Origin of the sequence: Allobosea sp. BH3, assembly GCF_025499465.1 — a bacterium.
Taxonomy (GTDB): Bacteria; Pseudomonadota; Alphaproteobacteria; order Rhizobiales; family Beijerinckiaceae; genus Allobosea.
On the sequence record NZ_JAIMCA010000001.1, the window covers coordinates 1 to 17,842 of the forward strand.

Sequence of the window (17,842 nt, forward strand, 5' to 3'; positions counted from 1 at the left end):
GGCGGGTGAATCGCTGACCCGCATCCTGGAGGCCTCGCAGAAGGTCTCGACCACCATCGCCGACATCTCGACGGCGTCTGGCGAGCAGGCCAACGGCATCGACGAGATGAGCCAGGCTGTCGCCCATCTCGACGAGATGACCCAGCAGAACGCGGCGCTGGCCGAGCAGAGCGCCGCCTCCGCGGGCTCGCTGTCGGGCCGCATCGGCCAGCTCAACGACCTCGTCGCGACCTTCCGCACGAGGCGCGATGGCACGAGCGGACGCAGTGTCGCCGCGCCGATGGCGGCCTACGCCGCCCCGGCTCAGCGCTCGCCCGTCGCTCCCGCCCCGCGCGCATCGGCCGCTCCGGCATCCGCCCCGGCCCGGCCGCGGACCAGCACGCCGACCTGGCCGGCCGCCGGCAAGACCGCCGCTCCGGCTGCGGGCGCCTCCGAGCCCGAACGTCTGCGTCAGTTGGCCGAGGCCGCCTTCGTCCAGTCCAAGGCCGCCCCCGCTCCGCGCAAGGTCGCCAACGCCCGCGCCCATGACGCGGGCTGGGAAGAGTTCTGAGAACCAGGCCGGGAGCCACCCAGGCCCGGCGCTCTCCCTACCCCACGATACCGACGGCGCCCGAAAGGGCGCCGTTCTCGTCCCGAGATGGCCGAATAGACTGTGGGGCTCGCCTCCACTCGCGAGATAGTTTAGGCCTGATCCTTCACAAGCGAGGAAGCGCGATGTCCGCACCGAAGCCTGTGCCGCAAGCTCAGGCGGAGCCGGACCGGGTCTGGTTCCGCTTCATGCGGCTGCACCAGCGCATGCTGACGCAGATGTCGGCACGCATCCGCACGCTCGGCCTCTCCATCCCGCAATTCGACCTGCTCTCGACCCTGACGGAGCAGGAGGGCATCAGCCAGAGCGAGCTCGCTCAACGTCTCTACGTCACCAAGGGCAACGTCTCGGGCCTGGTCGACAGGCTGGTGCAGGCCGGGCTGGTCGAGCGCCGTGCTATCGCAGGAGACAGGCGCTCCTACGCCATGCACCTGACGCCCGAGGGCCGGCGGCTGGCCGAAGCCGGCATCGCCGCACAGCGCGACTTTGTCGCGAGCACGCTCGGCAAGCTGCAGCAGGAGGATCTCACCGAGCTCGACCGGCTCGTCGTGCTCTGGCGGGATTTGGCGCGGGCCGTCGATACCGAGTGAGGCCGACGCCGTCCAGCCCGCGATGGCGGCGGGTTCACCATGCTGGCCGGGGCGATCATCGGCCCTTCTGTCCCAAGGTAATCCCGGCCGGACATTGCCCGGCACGCCTATTGCCCGCAAGCGCCTCCAGAAACCGCCGTCAGCGGGCCGTCCTGCAGCAAACTATGCCGTACCCTGCGTGAAAATCGCTCAGAGCTTGCACGCAAGCCGGCTTATGCTGGCAGAACCGAATTCGAAAGCGCCGGGAGCCGCCACCATGTTGTCCAATCTTGCCGTCAGGGACGTCGAGACACTCGTCCATCCCTATACGAACCTCGCCACGCATCGGGAGACCGGTCCGCTGGTGCTGGAGAGCGGCAAAGGCGTCTTCGTCTACGACTCCACCGGCAAGGAATATATCGAGGGCATGGCGGGCCTCTGGTGTACCGCGCTCGGCTACTCCAACCAGGAGCTGATCGAGACCGCCTACGAGCAGATGAAGAAGCTGCCCTTCACCCACATCTTCGGCGGCCGCAGCCATGATCCGGCGATTGAACTTGCGGAGAAGCTCAAGGAAATCTCCCCGGTCCCGATCTCCAAGGTGTTCTATGGCGCCTCCGGCTCCGACGCCAACGACACCCAGGTCAAGATCGTCTGGTACATGAACAATGCGCTCGGCCGGCCGCAGAAGAAGAAGATCATCTCGCGGCTGAAGGGCTACCACGGCGTCACCGTAGCCTCCGCTTCGCTGACCGGCCTGCCGAACAATCATATCGACTTCGACCTGCCGCTGCCGGGCATCCTGCACACCTCCTGCCCGCATCACTACCGCTTCGCCGAGCCGGGCGAGACCGAGCAGGACTTCTCGACGCGCCTTGCCGCCGAACTGGAAGAGATGATCCTGCGCGAGGGGCCGGACACCGTCGCCGCCTTCATCGCCGAGCCGGTGATGGGCGCCGGCGGCGCGATCATCCCGCCGGAGGGCTATTTCGAGAAGGTCAACGCCGTCCTCGCCAAATACGACATCCTCTTCATCTCGGACGAGGTCATCACCGGCTTCGGCCGCACCGGCAAGATGTTCGGCACCGAGACCTACGGCCTGAACGCCGACTCGATCTCGCTCGCCAAGCAGATCACCTCGGCCTATTTCCCGCTCAGCGCCGTGTTGATGAACGACAAGATCTATGACGTGCTCGTCGACCAGAGCCGCAAGATCGGCGTCTTCGGCCACGGCAACACCTATGCCGGCCACCCCGTCGGCTGCGCCATCGCGGTGAAGACGCTGGAGATCTACCAGCGCGACAAGATCGTGGATCATGTCGCCAAGGTCGCGCCGACCTTCCTGCGTCGCCTCGACAAGCTCAACGAGCACCCGCTCGTCGGCGAAGCGCGCGGCATCGGCCTGATCGGCGGCGCCGAACTCGTCAAGGACAAGACGACCAAAGCCGCCTTCGAGGGCAAGAAGGGTGTCGGCGCCAAGGCCGTGGCCTTCTCCCTGCAGGAAGGCCTGATCACCCGCGCCATGGGCGACCGCCTCGCCTTCTGCCCGCCGCTCGTCATCACCGAGGCCGAGATCGAGGAGATGTTCAATCGCTTCGAGCGCGCCCTCGACAAGACTCTGAATTGGGCCAAGGGCGAAGGCCTCCTGGCTGCGTGATCTCGCAGTGGCGACTCCGGCTCCGATCTTCCGGGGCTGGAGTTGACCCGCGATCGCGCTGTAGCCGCCAGAGCCGTTCGGCCAGTCTCTTGAGGCGGCAGCAGCGCCCCCCTTTATCGAAGGCTGGAAAAGGTCATGAGAATTTCATGAACACGCCTCCGGCTCGGCCAGATCGGCTGCGATATTGCCTGGCGTCGAGGAACCTTCCGGCCGATGGCTGGTTGTCCTCGCGACGGTTTCGACGTTTGAAACCTCCCCTTCGAGACCCTTTTACTGACCGGCGCGGAGTTCCTCTCCCGCCGGTCTTTTTATTAGGGCTTGCGAAGCCGACGCTTGAACGCAAACGGGCGGCCCGAAGGCCGCCCGTTCATCCCTGCAAGACGCTAAGAGAAATCTCAGACGACGACGACCTTCGCGCCGGCCGGCACGCGATTGAAGAGGTCGATCACGTCGATGTTGCGCATCCGGATGCAGCCCGAGGAAGCGCCACGGCCGATCGTCTCCGGCTCGTTGGTGCCGTGGATGCGATAGAGCGTGTCCTGGCCGTTCTGGTAGAGATAGAGCGCACGCGCGCCGAGCGGATTTTCCGGGCCGCCATTCATGCCGCCGGCAACCGGCTTCAGATGCGGCCAGCGCTTGACCATCTCGGCCGGTGGCGTCCAGCGCGGCCACTCGGCCTTGCGCTGGACCACGGCCTCGCCTGTCCAGCCGAAGGCCTCGTCGCCGGTGGCGACGCCGTAGCGGATCGCCTTCTTGTTCGGCAGCACAAGGTAGAGAAACTTCTCCTTCGTATCGACATAGATCGTGCCGGGCGGTTGGCCCGTCGGATCGTTGATCTCATAGGGGAGATACGGAAGGTAGGTGTCGAACTTGGGGACGAGCGCGATATATTCGGCATCGCGGGCTGACAGCTCCGGTGCGTTCACGCTCTTGTATTGACAGGCTCCGAGAGACGCAGCGAGCGCCAGAGCAACGAAAACCTTCTTCTTCATAGCTTCCACCAGAGCGTCCCGCAGGCAGGCATTTATGATGAATCAAGAGTTAACGCTTCGTATCGCCTGGGCCTTGCCGATCTGGCGACGGACTGGCGAAGCACTAGGGTCCAAACCTGCAGTGCGCAATCAAGTTCCTGCCATCACGCGTGCAATGCAGCGAAGCGTGGCAAAGCAGCCACGCTTTGCCCTCCCGCGCCCTCCTTTCGCCAGGTAAGCGCCCCTTGACGACCCTGCTGATCACCCATCCGGCCGGCCTCGCCCATGCGATGCCACCAGGCCACCCCGAGCGGCCGGAGCGGCTGAAGGCCGTCGAACGGGTGCTCGAGGCCGAGCGATTCGCGGCACTGATTCGGGTCGAGGCGCCGCTCGGCACGCTCGAGCAGGTCGCGCTCTGTCACCCGCTTGCCCATGCGCAGGCGCTGATGGCCTCGGCGCCCGACGAAGGCTTCGTCCAGATCGATGGTGACACGCTGATGTCGCCGGGCACGATCGAGGCCGCGCTGCGCGCCGTCGGCGGCGCGACCTTCGCGGTCGACGAGGTGATGACGGCCACGGCCCGCAACGCTTTCGTTGCCATGCGCCCGCCCGGACACCATGCCGAACGCGAGCGTGCCATGGGCTTCTGCATCTTCAACCATGCCGCCATCGCGGCGCGCCATGCGCAGAAAGTTCACGGCATCGAGCGCGTCGCTATCGTCGACTGGGACGTGCATCACGGCAACGGCACGCAGGACATCTTCTGGGACGATGCCAGCGTGCTTTATGCATCAAGCCACGAGATGCCGCTCTATCCGGGCACCGGTTCAGCCTCCGAGCGCGGTATCCACGGCACCATCGTCAATGCCCCGCTACGCGCCGGAGACGGCTCCGACGAGTTCCGCGACGCCTTCGAGATCGCGATCCTGCCCCGGCTTGAGGATTTCCAGCCGGGCCTCGTCATCGTCTCGGCCGGCTTCGATGCGCATTGGCGAGACCCGCTCGCCGGCATCAATCTGCGTGAATCCGATTTCGCCTGGGTGACGCAGAAGGTCATGGAAGTGGCAGACCGGCATGCGGGAGGCCGCCTCGTCTCAATCCTGGAGGGCGGCTACGACCTCGAAGGACTAGCGAAATCGACGGCCGCCCATGTCGCGGCGCTGATGGAGGGCTGAAGCCCTCACTCCAGCGGCGCCGTCTCCACGATCTCGATGCCGAAGCCGCTGAGGCCCACGAAGGAGCGCGGCGAGGAGGCGAGGTTCACGATCGACGAGACGCCGAGATCGCGCAGGATTTGGGCGCCCAGCCCGACCTCGCGCCATTGCTGGCTGCGCAGGGCGTCGGCCCCCTCCTCCACGCTCTTGATCGGCACGCCGGCTGTGCCGTCGCGCAGATAGATCAGGACGCCGCGCCCCTCCTCCTGGAAGCGCCGCAGCGCGCACTGGATAGCGTTGGCGCCGCCAAGCACATCAGCGACGACATCGGCCCGATGCAGCCGCGCCGGCACCTTCTCGCCATCGCCGAGCTTGCCCATCACGAAGGCGAAGTGCTGTGTGTCCTCGAAGGGCGTAATGTAGACATGGCCGGTCATCTCGCCGAAGGCGGTCTTGACCGGGAAGCTGTGCACCCGCTCCACCAGCTTCTCGCGCAACTGGCGATAGGCGATCAGGTCTGCGACCGTGATCTGCTTCAGCCCGTGCTTCTCGGCGAAGGCCGTGATCTGCGCGCCCTTCATCACGGTGCCGTCGTCATTGGCGAGTTCGCAGATCACGCCCACCGGCGGCAGGCCCGCGAGCTTGCACAGGTCGACCGCCGCCTCCGTATGGCCGGAGCGCATCAGCACGCCGCCATCCTTGGCGATCAGCGGGAAGACATGGCCCGGCCGCACGAAATCCGCCGCGCCCATATTGCCGTTGGCGAGCGCTCGCACGGTATTGTTGCGTTGCTCGGCCGAGATGCCGGTGGTCAGCCCGTGTTTGACATCGACCGTGATGGTGAAGGCGGTGCCCAACGGTGCATCGTTGGACGACACCATCGGGTCGAGCCTGAGCCGTCGCGCCTCGCCCGACGTCAGCGGCGCGCAGACGATGCCGCAGGTATTGCGGATGATGAAGGCCATCTTCTCCGGCGTGCAGAGAGAGGCGGCAACGATCAGGTCGCCCTCGTTCTCGCGGTCGTCATCATCGGTGACGATGACGATCTCGCCGCGGGCGAACGCATCGATGGTCTCTGCGACTTTATTGGTCATGGTTGCCTCGCGCGGCCCTGACAGGCCGAGGAAATCATTGGGGGTGACCGAGCCATTGGTGGCGGCGGCGATGCGCTCGGCGCTCTCGCGGGAGATCCAGGCGGTCTGGTCGTTGCAGAGTGCCGTCACGCTCGCCGGCGACAGGCTGACCTGCCGTGCGAAGGCGCTGCGGGCGATCTTGTTCTGCTGGAGCCAGGCGTCGAGCTTCATGCCGGCAACTTAATACGCCGATCTTTCATTCGCAATGAAGCGGATCAAGAATTTCAGTGTCACTGAAATTCACTGATTGACGTTTGCCATGCTGCCTGTTGGCTCATTGACCCATGATCAGGTCGGAGAATTCCTTGTCCTCGGCAAAGACGCGCAGATCATCCTCACCGGCCTTCAGCTCTGCCGGCGAAGGATCGAACAAGGCCCTCAGGAGAACGCGCTCCGCAGCCAACGGCGATGGGAGCATCTGAACGAGCCTCCGAACGGACTCGAGCGCCTTCTCGCGGACCTCGTCAAGCTCCACTTGAGGGCTCTTCTGCCTCTTGAGCCAGCTGTAGTTCTGACCAAAAGCAGCCGCTCTCCACAGATAGACGGACGGCTCCGCGATTTTCACCTCGTTGAGGAGAGTATCGGACAGCTCGATGGCCTGCTGGAAACCGTCCGGTCGTGGCAGGTAAAGCGCCGTCAGGATCGCGCGGTGCAGAAGCTGCGCCTTGGCCTGAGCTGACCCGGCCTTGCCCACCCCCTCCTGGATGATCGCGACCGCACCAGCGTAATTGCGCTGCAGACGCCGGACATCCGCGATCCGCATGTAGATTTCGACATTGCCGGGATCTCCCTGCAGGGCGTCCCGGAGAGCGGCTTCCGCGACAGCGAAATTCCCAAGCCGGGCCTGAGCAGACGCCCAGCCTACGAGTTCCTTGGGGTCGGTAATCTCGGAGCGGCTGATCGCCGCGAGCTTTCGGTCGGCCTCCGTTGCCGGTGAAAGCTGCGGTTGGGCGCGCTGCTCTCTAGCATCGTCGCTCTCCGTGATCGACCGGCGCCCCGATTCCAGGAGCGCGCCCTGCTCTTCCGCACCGAACGTATTCTCGGCGCTGATGAAGATCAGCGTCAGCCGAACACGCGTTTCTAGATAGGAAAACAGGAACCCGCCAAGCACGCCGGTGACGATGAGCCCCATGAAGAAGGGCATGGGCGTCGTGCCGTCATAAATGTCAGGTGGAGATTTCGCCGCAACGAACGAGGCGGAATACACCGCAGAATCGCGAATATAATTCAAGACATTTTGAAATTGAACTAAGCTAATTCCAATGATGATCTTCGTAAGCCAATCCGAAATATCTTCCAGATTTGTATTTGTAATATAGCTCTGCGCAGACCTCTTGTGCGATGCGCCACCCTGCTGCGAGTCTGGCAATAGAGCGACACCGGCACCGCTCTGCATGCTCACCGTCGCAGCCCTCTGCACGGACCTCGGAATACCGAACAGAAACCCGAGAAAGAATCCAATCAGCATCGAGCAGATCAGGACAATCAGGCACACGCTCGACGTCAGGAGAAATGCGTGGAGATGAGATTCGGCAGAGCGATAAGAGATTGCCCAACTGAATCCGCCGACCACGAGGGTGAACACGACGCAAGCGGCCAGGAAACAATTTTCGATCGGCCGGATTCTCGAGATCAGTGTCTCCGCGTGAAACGGAGTTCTCCTAACCGAGCTATCCCCGCTAGCCATGATGCCCCCACATCACAGTGTGAAGGGCTCAGCCTAGAAACCCCAAGCGATAATTGCAACCACTGGTTGCAATTATCGGACTATCATTCCTGAAACGGCCAGCGCGCCTCGACCACTCCCACCTGCCCGCGATGGCGCAGGTATTGGTCAGCCAGCACACAGGCGACCATCGCCTCTCCCACCGGCACAGCCCGGATGCCGACGCAAGGATCGTGGCGGCCCTTGGTGAACATCTCGGCCTCGCCCCCGGTGCGAGTCACTGTCGCGCGCGTCGCCAGGATCGAGGAGGTCGGCTTCACCGCGAAACGCGCCACGATGGGCTGCCCCGTCGAGATGCCGCCGAGGATGCCGCCGGCGTGGTTCGACAGGAAAAGCGGGCGTCCGTCATTGCCGGCGCGCATCTCGTCGGCGTTTTCCTCGCCGGAAAGCTCGGCAGCGGCGAAGCCCTCGCCGATCTCGACGCCCTTCACCGCATTGATGCTCATCAGCGCCGCGGCGATCTCGGCGTCGAGCTTGCCGTAGATCGGCGCGCCCAACCCAGCCGGCACGCCCTCCGCGACGATCTCCAACACCGCGCCGATCGACGAACCGGATTTGCGCACCCCGTCGAGGTAGCCTTCGAAGAATTGTGCCGCCTTGGCGTCGGGGCAGAAGAACGGGTTGTTGCCAACCTCCTCCCAGTCCCAGTTGTTCCGATCGATCTTGTGCGGCCCCATCTGCACCAGTGCGCCGCGCACTGTCATGCCCGGCACGACCTTGCGGGCGATGGCGCCGGCGGCGACCCGCATTGCCGTCTCGCGCGCCGAGGAGCGCCCGCCCCCGCGATAGTCGCGGATGCCGTATTTCACGTCATAGGTGAAGTCGGCATGGCCCGGCCGGTACTTGTCCTTGATGTCCGAATAGTCCTTCGACCGCTGGTCGACATTGTCGATCAGGAGGCCGATCGAGGTGCCGGTCGTCACCTGCACGCCGTCGCTCTCTCGTGCGAAGACGCCGGAGACGATGCGGACCTCGTCCGGCTCCTGACGCTGAGTGGTGAAGCGCGACTGGCCCGGCCGGCGCCGGTCGAGATCGCCCTGGATATCGGCTTCCGTCAGCGGGATCAGCGGCGGGCAGCCATCCACGACGCAGCCAATGGCCGGCCCATGGCTCTCGCCGAAGGTGGTGACGCGGAAGAGATGGCCGAAGCTGTTATGCGACATGGGAGCCTGCGCGAAATCTGCGCAGGGTCTTAGTCCGTGGTGGGACCGGCGGTCAAACCGCCGCCAACCAGATCAATGGGTCGCAGCCTTCGCCGGCACCGCCGGAGCGCCCTCCCAGCGCGTATGCGCCGGCAGGTTCTCGCCCTTCATGATGACGGTCAGCAGGCCGATCTGGGCATAGTCGCCGACATGAGTGTCGTAGAGCACGGTCGCGCCCGCGCCTACGCAGACGCCCTTGCCGAGCCTGACACGGCCGACCTTCATCACCCGGTCCTCGTAAAGGTGGGTCTGCAGCGCCGAATGCGCGTTGACGGTGCAGAAATCGCCGACCCGGATGCAGTCGAACTCGGTGATGTCGGTCGAGTCGAGCCAGACGCCTTTGCCGTATTTCGCGCCGAACAGCATCAGGAACCAGGGCAGGAAAGGCGTGCCGCGCAGATAGTCGAACAGCACCTTGCCGCCGAGCCCCCAATACATCACGGCGACGGCCTCGGTGCGCATGGCCCACCAGGACCACATCGGCTTCATCACCGGCCTGTAGACGCCCATCATGATCCATTTGACGGCCGCGCAGATCAGCGCCTGCACCACGGCGATGGCGACGGCGACACCCATGAAGGCGAAGACGAGGCCGATCCAGTCGCCCTCGTTGATCTTCTGCTGCAGCACAAGATCGACGGCGAGCGTGCCGAAGGTGATGAACAACATCGCCGGGAAGGAAGTGTGCAGGGCCTCGAAGACACCCCGCCCGAACTGCTTGCCGAAGGAAGGCTTGTAGGTCCAGTCCGCGCCGAGATCGACCTTCTGCCGCGTCGGCAGCTGGATCGGCGGCGAGCCGAACCAGGTGTCGCCCGGCTGCATGCGGTCATTGGCCGGCGGCTTCGACTTGATGCCGATCAGCACCCGGTCGGGAATGGTCGCGCCCGGCGGCACCACAGCGTCGTTGCCGACGAAGACCTGCTCGCCCGTACGCGTCATGTCGAGACGCATATAGCCGCGGCGCATGTCCTCGTCGCCGAAGACCACCTCATCGGCGATGAAGTTGCCCGCGCCGATGCCGGTCAGGTCATAGCGGCCGGAGAGATTGGTCGAGATCTCGGCGCCCTTGCCGATGCTGGCGCCCATCAGCCGATACCAGAAGCGCATATAGATCGTCGCGAACAGCGAGGAGAGCGTCTCCAGCGTCACCTCGGTCGCCAGCGCTACGGTCCATTTGCGGGCATAGAACGCCGAGTGGATCGAGTAGGAGCCGGAGGTCACGCGCGGCAGGATCGCCCAGCGCAGGCCCGCCATCAGCAGCACGGTGAAGGCGATGAGGCCGATCGCGGTCGGCCAGGTCAGGATCGGCAGGAACCAGAGATAGCTGATCTCGGTCCATTCGGCGATGAAGTTGTCGATCTGGTCGAACAGCCAGAAGGCCGGGAAGATCGGCAGCAGGCTCACCGGCGGCAGCACGATCAGCATCAGGAGGTAGAAGAGCGTCATCGCCGCACGGCGCCCGGGGCTGGCTTGCGCCTGCTCCGGCAGGGAGGCGAGATCGACCATGCCGATCTTCCGGCCGGGCGTGCCGTCCCAGATCTCGCCCTCGCCAACCTGAAGGCCGGGTGGGATCGCGGTCAGGTCCCCGATCTCGGCATGATCGCCGATCACCGAGCCATGGCCGAGCACGACGGAGGCGCCGGCCGAGACGTCCTTGCCGATGGTGATGCGGCCGAGGATGAGCTTGTCACCGATCGCCTCGCCATTCGCGAAGGTGGTCTTGGAGCCGAAGCTCGTGCCCTCGCCGATCTCGATCAGGTCGATCGCGCCGGCCTCGTAGTCCGAGATGATGACGTCGCGCCCAACCTTCGCGCCGAGCAGGCGCCAGTAGAAGCGCATCACCGGCGTGCCCTGCAGCCATTTGATATGGACGAGCCCGGCGACGCGCGCCGCGAACCACCAGCGGAAATAATAGACGCCCCAGAGCGGGTAGACGCCGGGCCTGGTGCGCCCGAGCACCAGCCATTTCAGCGCGATTCCGATGAGCCCGGTGACGACGATGATCCCGACATAGACACCGAGCAGCGCAGCGATCTGGCCGAGAAGCGGCAGGTCCTCACCCGAGATAAGCATGTAGGTGACGAAGACGCCGAGCCACTGCGCCGTCGAGAGCCCGATGATGACCGGCAACGCAACGGCCTGCGCCAGTCCGCAGAGGAAGCGGCGCATGAAGGGCGGTGGCGTGAAGGAGAGGTCCTCGCTCACAGCTGCGCCGCGCGAGTCGAGCAGTTCCGCCATGGCGCGAAGCGTGCGGGCGCCATAGACGTCCTGCAGCGTGATACCGGCATGGGCCGGCGTCTCGCGCACAATCGAGATGAAGCGCGCCGCGAGCAGCGAATGCCCGCCGAGATCCATGAAGAAATCGGCTTCCAGCGGCAGGCTCGCCGCGCCGAGAACGCGCTTGGCCGCCTCCAGCAGCGCGGCCTCCGTGGCGTTGCGCGGCGGCTCCTGCTCGCCATCGGCGCTCGGCGCCGTCAGCGGCGCCGCCTTCAGCATCTTGCGGTCAACCTTGCCGGAGACCATGCGCGGCAGCGAGCCGACCGCCTCGAAATGTGCCGGGACCATGTAAGGCGGCAATTGATCGCGCAGCGAGGCCCGTAGCGCCGCCCCGTCCACTGCCACGCCGAGCTCAGCCACGACGAAGGCGACGAGCCGCTCGATGCCGTCGTCGCTGCGCAGCACGACCGCCGCCTGCGCCACACCCGGCTCATCCGTCAGCTTGGTTTCGATCTCACCGAGCTCGACGCGGAAGCCGCGGATCTTGATCTGGTCGTCGATGCGGCCGTGGAAGACGATGTTGCCATTAGCGTCGAGGCTGACCGCGTCGCCCGAGCGGTAGAGCACCGGGTCGTCACCGCCCGCGACCGCCGCGAAGGGGTTGGCGATGAACTTCTCGGCCGTGAGCTCCGGCCGGCCGTGATAGCCGCTGGCGACGCCCGGTCCGCCGATCAGCAATTCGCCCTGCTCGCCCGGCTGGACGAGATGAAGCTCCTCATTGACGACATAGGCCGTGTAGTTCGGGATCGGCCGGCCGATGGTGACCGTCTCGCCCGGAACCACCTCTGCGGCGGTGGCGACGACGGTGGCCTCAGTCGGCCCATAGGTGTTGAGGATGCGCCGGCCGGGCCGAGACCATTTCTGCACGATCGCAGGCGGCAAGGCCTCGCCGCCGAGCAGAATCAGCTTCAGCGAGGGCACGTCGGCCGGCAGGATGCCGAGCAGCGTCGGCACCGTGTCGATGACGGTGACGCCGGCTTCAGTCAGGATCTCCGGCAGCTTCTCGGCATCGCCCATCATCTCCGTCGAGGCGACGAACAGCGTCGCGCCGACGAGATAGGGCGTCCAAATCTCCTCCATCGACAGGTCAAAGGCGACGGAAGCGCCCTGGAACACGACATCGTCCGGCCCGATGCCGTAGAGCGCGTTACCCGAGCGCAGGAAATGGCAGATGTTACGATGGCTGATCACAATCGCCTTCGGCGTGCCCGTCGAGCCGGAGGTGTAGATCAGATAGGCCGGATGTCCCGTGGTCAGCCCGGCGGGACGAGCCGGCGGCTCGATCCCGTCCGCGCTCTCGGCGAGGGCCACCGGCGTCCAGACCGTCCGCTCGGTCGCCTCGGCCCGGCCGGTCCAGCAGGGGCAGGTGACGATGCCCTTGGCGGCGGCGTCGTCGAGGCAGGTCGCGATGCGCTCGACCGGCGCCTCGGCATCGAAGGGCACCCAGGCCGCGCCCGCGCGGGTGATCGCGATCTGCGCGATGAGGAGATCGACTCCCCGCGGCATCCACAGGCCGACCATGTCGCCAGGCCCGACACCTGCGAGCTGCAGTCCACGCGCCTGACGCCCGGCCGCGGCCCAGACCTCGGCATAGCTGAGCCGGCGCTCGCGATCGACGAGAGCAGCATGATCGGGGCGCGCGGAGACGCTCGCCGCGAAGAGTTCGGCCAGAACCTCGTCGCGGATCAGATCGGGCCGCTTCTCGCCCGCCAGCATGGCGAGCGGGTTGGCGGCCGATTCAGGCGCCGCCGACGGCTTCGTCATATCGTTCATCGCGCCCCGCTGCGCCCGGAAAGCCCGCCATCGCGGAGGTCATGGATGCCCCCGGCAACCGCGCGCTGTCTTACCGCGCACCTCATAAGAAAACTGGAATCGTCGCCTCTTCGTAGCGACTTTCACGTGAGCCCCCCGGCCGGGCAAGCCGCTGCTTCACGCCGTTTTGCTACCACATCCCTCCTGCAGAATCACGCGTGAACCCGCGATGAATGTCGGAAGCGTTCCAGCCTTCCATCCTCCATCCGCAGGAGACGCTCTTTGGCAGAAGACGCGCCGAAGGATTCCTCGGGCTCCGCCATAGCCCGGCAGACTCTCAGAGCCAGTCGGCCTTGCCGCCCGTGATGACGAGCAGCTTGCCCTGCCAGATGTCGACCATCGCGGCCTCGCGCGGAGAAACCGCCCCGATCAGTGCCAGCACGGCACGCGCCACACCGCCATGGCTAACGATCACGGTCTCGCCGTCCAGGTCTTCCAGGACCGGGCGCACCCGCTCGGCCAGCATGCGGTAGCTCTCGCCGCCCGGAGGCACGAAGCTCCATTTGTCGCGCTCACGCAGATTTGCCTGCTCACGCTCGGCCTTGCGGATGTCGCGCCAGGTGAAACCTTCCCATTCGCCAAAGGTCAGCTCCTTGAGCCGGTCCTCGACTCCGTAGCTGCCAGCCGGAAGGGCAAGTTCGGCACGCAGAATGTCCATCGTCTCGCGCGCCCGCTGCATCGGCGAGGCGATGTAGGCGAGCTCGGCATAGGTTGGCGCCAGCGCCTTGAGGCGCCCGGCCGCCTCTGCCGCCTGCCTGCGTCCGAGATCGTTGAGCGGGATGTCCTGCCCGCCCTGCAGCCTCCCTTCCCGATTCCAGTCGGTCTCGCCATGGCGAACGAGGATGAGCCGGTGCGGTAGCGAGAGCGGAAGCATGAAGGCGCTTCTGCACGCTGGCGCAGCCTCCGTCAAAAGCCCTGCGCAGCGAACCGCCATGCATCCCGACCATGGCGACAATCGGCCGCTTCCTGTGGCCCAAAATCCACGGCCTGTGTATAGCGGCCGCATGCCCTTCGCTCTCACCCTGCCGGACGGCCGCACGCTCACGCTCGACGCGCCGCTCGTCATGGGCATCGTCAACGTGACGCCGGACTCCTTCTCGGATGGCGGCCTGCTCGTCGACGCGGACTCCGCCCTGGCGCATGGCGAGCGCCTCGCGGCCGAGGGCGCGGCGATCCTCGACATCGGCGGGGAATCGACCCGCCCGGGCCACGCCACTGTCGATGCCGAAACAGAAAAGGCGCGCGTCGTCCCGGTCATCGCCGGGCTGAAGCGCCGGCTCGACACACCGATCTCGATCGACAGCTACAAGGCGGACGTCGCGGAGGCCGCGCTCGTGGCCGGCGCCTCCATCGTCAACGATGTCTGGGGCGCACAGCGCGAACCCCGCATCGCGGAAGTCGCAGCGCAGGCCGGCGCGCCGATCATCCTGATGCATAACCGCGACGGGGTGGATGCCTCGCTCGACATCTTCGACGAGGTCCTGCGCTTCCTGGAACGCTCCATCGCCACCGCAACGCGGGCCGGCGTGCCTCACAGCCAGATCGTCGTCGACCCCGGCATCGGCTTCGGCAAGACCCCGCGCCAGAACCTCGACCTCATCCGCCGTCTCGATCGGCTCGAAGCGCTCGGCTGCCCTGTGCTGCTCGGCGCCTCCCGCAAATCGACGCTGGGCCTCGTCACGGGCCGCAAGATTCCGGCGGAGAGGCTTGCCGCCAGCATCGCCGCCCATCTCTACGGTGCGAGCCGCGGCGCCGCCATCATCCGCGCCCATGACGTTGCACCCCATATCGATGCGCTCAAGACCTGGGCCGCCATCGAGGACAGCACGAAGGTGGATCCGTGAGCGAAACCGGCCGCATCCTGATCGAGAAGCTCGACATCTACGCCTATCACGGCGTCTTCACGGAGGAGGAACGGCTCGGCCAGCGCTTCATCCTCGACATGGTCCTGGACGTGGATTTGCGTCAGGCGGCGGAGAGCGACGCGCTCACCGACACGGTCGATTATGGCCGCGCCGTCGCCGTCGCGAGCGCGGCCTTCACAGCCCGCCGCTACCAGTTGCTCGAGGCCGCCGCACGTGCCGTGGCGCTTGCCCTGTTCGACGCCTTCCCGCCGATCGCCGGCATCGAGATCACCCTGCGCAAGCCGGGCCCGCCGATCCCGGCGGCGCTGGGTTCGGTCGGCATCCGGCTGGACTTCCAGCGTGAGGATTGAGGCTGCGCTCGCCTTAGGCGGGAATCTGGGAGACCCGGTCGCCGCCTTCGCCGCTGCGCTGCGCGGCCTTCGCGACCATCCCTCCATCATGCTGAGGGCGCTCTCCTCGGTCTACCGCACGCCACCTTGGGGCAAGACCGACCAGCCGGAATTCCTCAACATGGCGGCGCTGGTCGAGACGACGCTTGCGCCGGAGGACCTGCTCGCTCTCTGCCTGGAGCTGGAGCGCGCCGGTGGCCGGGAACGTGGCGAGCGCTGGGGCCCCCGCACGCTCGACATCGACATCCTGACCTATGGCGAGCAGGCCATAGACCGTCCCGGTCTCCAGCTCCCACACCCGCGCATCGCCGAGCGCGCCTTCGTGCTGGCCCCGCTGGCGGAGATCATGACCGAAAGGCTGATCGGCGGACGGGCAGTGAAGGATTTGCTCGAAGCGGTCCAGAACGAAACGATCCGCCGCGACAGCGCCGCGACGGATCGGTTGAAAGCCCTCGTCGCGAGCTAGCTCACTCGCCCTTGTCGAGCGAGATATCCGGCGCGGTCGGCACCTTCATGCCGACGACATGATAACCGGCGTCGACATGCATGATCTCGCCGGTGATGCCGCGCGACATGTCGGAAACGAGGAACACCGCCGTCTCACCGACTTCTTCGATGGTAACCGTGCGGCGCAGCGGCGAGTTGTATTCGTTCCAGCGCAGGATGTAGCGGAAATCGCCGATGCCCGAGGCCGCCAGCGTCTTGATCGGGCCGGCCGAGATCGCATTGACGCGGATCTTGGAGGGACCGAGATCGGCGGCGAGATACTGCACGCTCGACTCGAGCGCGGCCTTGGCGACACCCATGACGTTGTAGTGCGGCATCCATTTTTCGGCGCCGTAATAGGTCAGCGTCAGCATGGAGCCGCCATCGGTCATCAGCTTCTCTGCGCGCTGGGTGACGGCGGTGAAGGAGTAGCAGGAGATCAGCAGCGACTTGGTGAAGTTCGCCTCGCTGGTCTCGACATAGCGGCCGGTCAGCTCGTCCTTGTCGGAGAAGGCGATGCAGTGGACGACGAAGTCGAGCTTGCCCCAGAGCTTCTCGATCTCGGCGAAAACAGCGTCGATCGTGGCGCCGTCGGTGACGTCGCAATGTCCGACGACATGGCCGCCGAGTTCCTTCGCCAGCGGCTCCACCCGCTTCTTCAGCGCATCGCCCTGATAGGTGAAGGCCAGCTCAGCGCCGGCATCGGCAGCAGCCTTGGCGATGCCCCAGGCGATGGAGCGGTTGTTCGCGACGCCCATCACGAGCCCGCGCTTACCCTTGAGAAGGTTGGCGGTCGGCAAAACGGCGCTGGAATCAGGCATGGGGAACCCGCGGACTGAACGAGGAGGACGGTCTCTTAGGGCATCGGCCCGAAAAGGGGAACCCGGTTTTCGGGCAGCGTCCACCCCCGATCAACGCGCCATGGCGCGCAGGCGGCCTATTCCGTGCGGGCCTTCATCAGTGCCGTGAGCTCTGCGTCGCTTGCCGGCATCTCGATATCGATGGCGACGAAGAGATCGCCGACCACGCCCTTCTCGCCCTTCAGCCCCTTGCCGCGCAGGCGGAACTGCTTGGCCGTGCCGGTCATCGGCGGGATCGTCATCTCGACCGCGCCGGTCAGCGTCGGCACATGCAGCGGCCCGCCCAGCACCGCCTTCGACAGCGGCACGGAAACACGCGTGCGAAGATCGTTGCCATCCACGGTGAAACGCGGATCGGGCTTGATCTTGATGGTCATCAGCACGTCGCCGGTTTCGCCGGAGAACGGGTCCGTCTGGCCGAGCCCGCGCAGACGCATCACCTTGCCGTCGCCGACGCCCTCGGGAATCGTGATCTCGACCTCGCGCCCGTTCGGCAGCTTGACCCGCCGGGCGCCGCCGTTGACGACCTGCGCCAATGGCACCTCGATGATGAAGGCCTGCTCCGGCGGCTTCTGCGGCTCGGCCTTGCCGCGCGCGCGCCGGCTCGCCTCGCCGAAGAGCGAGGAAAAAATGTCGGAGGGATCAAAGCCCGCTTCGGCACTACCCCCGCCGCCCGCGCCCGCGCCGCCACGGCCGAAGGGCGAGCCGCCCTGGCCGAAATGGAACTCGAAGCCACCATTCCCGGCGCGCCCGCCACGGCCGCCGCCGCCCATGCCCTCGAAACCCTGGAAGCGCGGCTTGCCCTCGCCGTCGATCTCGCCACGGTCGAACTGCTTGCGCTTGGCCTCGTCGCCCAGAATCTCATAGGCGCCGTTCAACTCGGCGAAGCGGTCCTTTGCCTTGGGGTCGTCCTGGTTGCGGTCGGGATGCAGTTCCTTGGCGCGGCGGCGGAAAGCCTTCTTGATCTCCGCCTCGTTCGCCCCTCGGGCGACGCCCAGAATCTGATAGGGATCGCGCATCCAAAAACCTCGTTTCAACGCAAAGCCGGAAGGCCGCCCCCGCAGCGGGCGGCCGACCGCTTACGCCTTATCTGGTGACGCTGTGGCGCGAACGCAACACCGGCTGGACGTCCTTCTGCACCTGCCTTGGGAC

14 protein-coding genes and 1 pseudogene are annotated in these 17,842 nt (G+C 65.9%); 7 read left to right on the forward strand and 8 right to left on the reverse strand.

Annotation, left to right across the window (positions count from 1 at the left end):
* The 3 genes and pseudogenes from BoBH3_RS00005 to BoBH3_RS00015 form a co-directional block, all read left to right on the forward strand.
* Nucleotides 1-550 (forward strand): annotated as a pseudogene (locus BoBH3_RS00005) (hypothetical protein); the annotation flags it as partial.
* A 164-nt stretch (nucleotides 551-714) separates the two neighbouring features.
* Nucleotides 715-1,179: a MarR family winged helix-turn-helix transcriptional regulator gene (locus tag BoBH3_RS00010; protein ID WP_262328705.1), complete on the forward strand. Its 465-nt coding sequence runs from the start codon at nucleotides 715-717 to the stop codon at nucleotides 1,177-1,179.
* A 256-nt stretch (nucleotides 1,180-1,435) separates the two neighbouring features.
* On the forward strand, nucleotides 1,436-2,815 hold the full coding sequence (locus BoBH3_RS00015) for an aspartate aminotransferase family protein (protein ID WP_262328706.1): 1,380 nt from the start codon (nucleotides 1,436-1,438) through the stop codon (nucleotides 2,813-2,815).
* Nucleotides 2,816-3,210: 395 nt separating this feature from the next.
* Here BoBH3_RS00015 and BoBH3_RS00020 read toward each other — a convergent pair whose 3' ends face one another.
* Nucleotides 3,211-3,807, reverse strand: coding sequence for a L,D-transpeptidase (locus BoBH3_RS00020; protein ID WP_262328707.1), 597 nt, complete (start codon nucleotides 3,805-3,807; stop codon nucleotides 3,211-3,213).
* A gap of 224 nt (nucleotides 3,808-4,031) precedes the next feature.
* Here BoBH3_RS00020 and BoBH3_RS00025 point away from each other — a divergent pair, with 224 nt between their 5' ends.
* Nucleotides 4,032-4,961, forward strand: coding sequence for a histone deacetylase family protein (locus BoBH3_RS00025; RefSeq protein ID WP_262328708.1), 930 nt, complete (start codon nucleotides 4,032-4,034; stop codon nucleotides 4,959-4,961).
* Between the two features lie 5 nt (nucleotides 4,962-4,966).
* Here the strand turns inward: BoBH3_RS00025 and ribB are convergent, their stop codons facing one another.
* From ribB to BoBH3_RS00050, 5 genes are all read right to left on the reverse strand, one after another.
* On the reverse strand, nucleotides 4,967-6,244 hold the full coding sequence (gene ribB, locus BoBH3_RS00030; protein ID WP_262328709.1) for a 3,4-dihydroxy-2-butanone-4-phosphate synthase: 1,278 nt from the start codon (nucleotides 6,242-6,244) through the stop codon (nucleotides 4,967-4,969).
* A 103-nt stretch (nucleotides 6,245-6,347) separates the two neighbouring features.
* Entirely contained in the window at nucleotides 6,348-7,658 is a 1,311-nt protein-coding gene (locus BoBH3_RS00035) for a tetratricopeptide repeat protein (RefSeq protein WP_262328710.1), read from the reverse strand.
* A 185-nt stretch (nucleotides 7,659-7,843) separates the two neighbouring features.
* Nucleotides 7,844-8,962 (reverse strand): chorismate synthase, encoded by a 1,119-nt coding sequence (aroC, locus tag BoBH3_RS00040; protein ID WP_262328711.1) that lies wholly within the window; start codon nucleotides 8,960-8,962, stop codon nucleotides 7,844-7,846.
* 72 nt (nucleotides 8,963-9,034) lie between these two features.
* A complete protein-coding gene (locus tag BoBH3_RS00045) occupies nucleotides 9,035-13,051 on the reverse strand; it encodes a Pls/PosA family non-ribosomal peptide synthetase (RefSeq protein ID WP_262328712.1) in 4,017 nt (1,338 codons plus the stop codon).
* A gap of 316 nt (nucleotides 13,052-13,367) precedes the next feature.
* Complete coding sequence (locus BoBH3_RS00050; protein WP_262328713.1) at nucleotides 13,368-13,964, reverse strand: histidine phosphatase family protein; 597 nt, start codon at nucleotides 13,962-13,964, stop codon at nucleotides 13,368-13,370.
* Nucleotides 13,965-14,094: 130 nt separating this feature from the next.
* Between BoBH3_RS00050 and folP the strand changes: the two genes are divergently transcribed.
* The 3 genes from folP to folK are packed head-to-tail and all read left to right on the forward strand — an operon-like array spanning nucleotide 14,095 to nucleotide 15,810.
* Nucleotides 14,095-14,934, forward strand: coding sequence for a dihydropteroate synthase (gene folP / locus BoBH3_RS00055; protein ID WP_262328714.1), 840 nt, complete (start codon nucleotides 14,095-14,097; stop codon nucleotides 14,932-14,934).
* The gene (folB, locus tag BoBH3_RS00060; RefSeq protein WP_262328715.1) at nucleotides 14,931-15,305 is read left to right on the forward strand and encodes a dihydroneopterin aldolase; all 375 of its coding nucleotides are present in this window, start codon (nucleotides 14,931-14,933) and stop codon (nucleotides 15,303-15,305) included. Before folP ends, folB begins: the two co-directional genes overlap by 4 nt.
* On the forward strand, nucleotides 15,295-15,810 hold the full coding sequence (gene folK / locus BoBH3_RS00065; protein ID WP_262328716.1) for a 2-amino-4-hydroxy-6-hydroxymethyldihydropteridine diphosphokinase: 516 nt from the start codon (nucleotides 15,295-15,297) through the stop codon (nucleotides 15,808-15,810). Before folB ends, folK begins: the two co-directional genes overlap by 11 nt.
* A gap of 1 nt (nucleotide 15,811) precedes the next feature.
* Here the strand turns inward: folK and fabI are convergent, their stop codons facing one another.
* A complete protein-coding gene (gene fabI, locus BoBH3_RS00070; RefSeq protein ID WP_262328717.1) occupies nucleotides 15,812-16,651 on the reverse strand; it encodes an enoyl-ACP reductase FabI in 840 nt (279 codons plus the stop codon).
* 116 nt (nucleotides 16,652-16,767) lie between these two features.
* On the reverse strand, nucleotides 16,768-17,709 hold the full coding sequence (locus BoBH3_RS00075; protein ID WP_262328718.1) for a DnaJ C-terminal domain-containing protein: 942 nt from the start codon (nucleotides 17,707-17,709) through the stop codon (nucleotides 16,768-16,770).
* Nucleotides 17,710-17,842 lie beyond the last annotated feature (133 nt).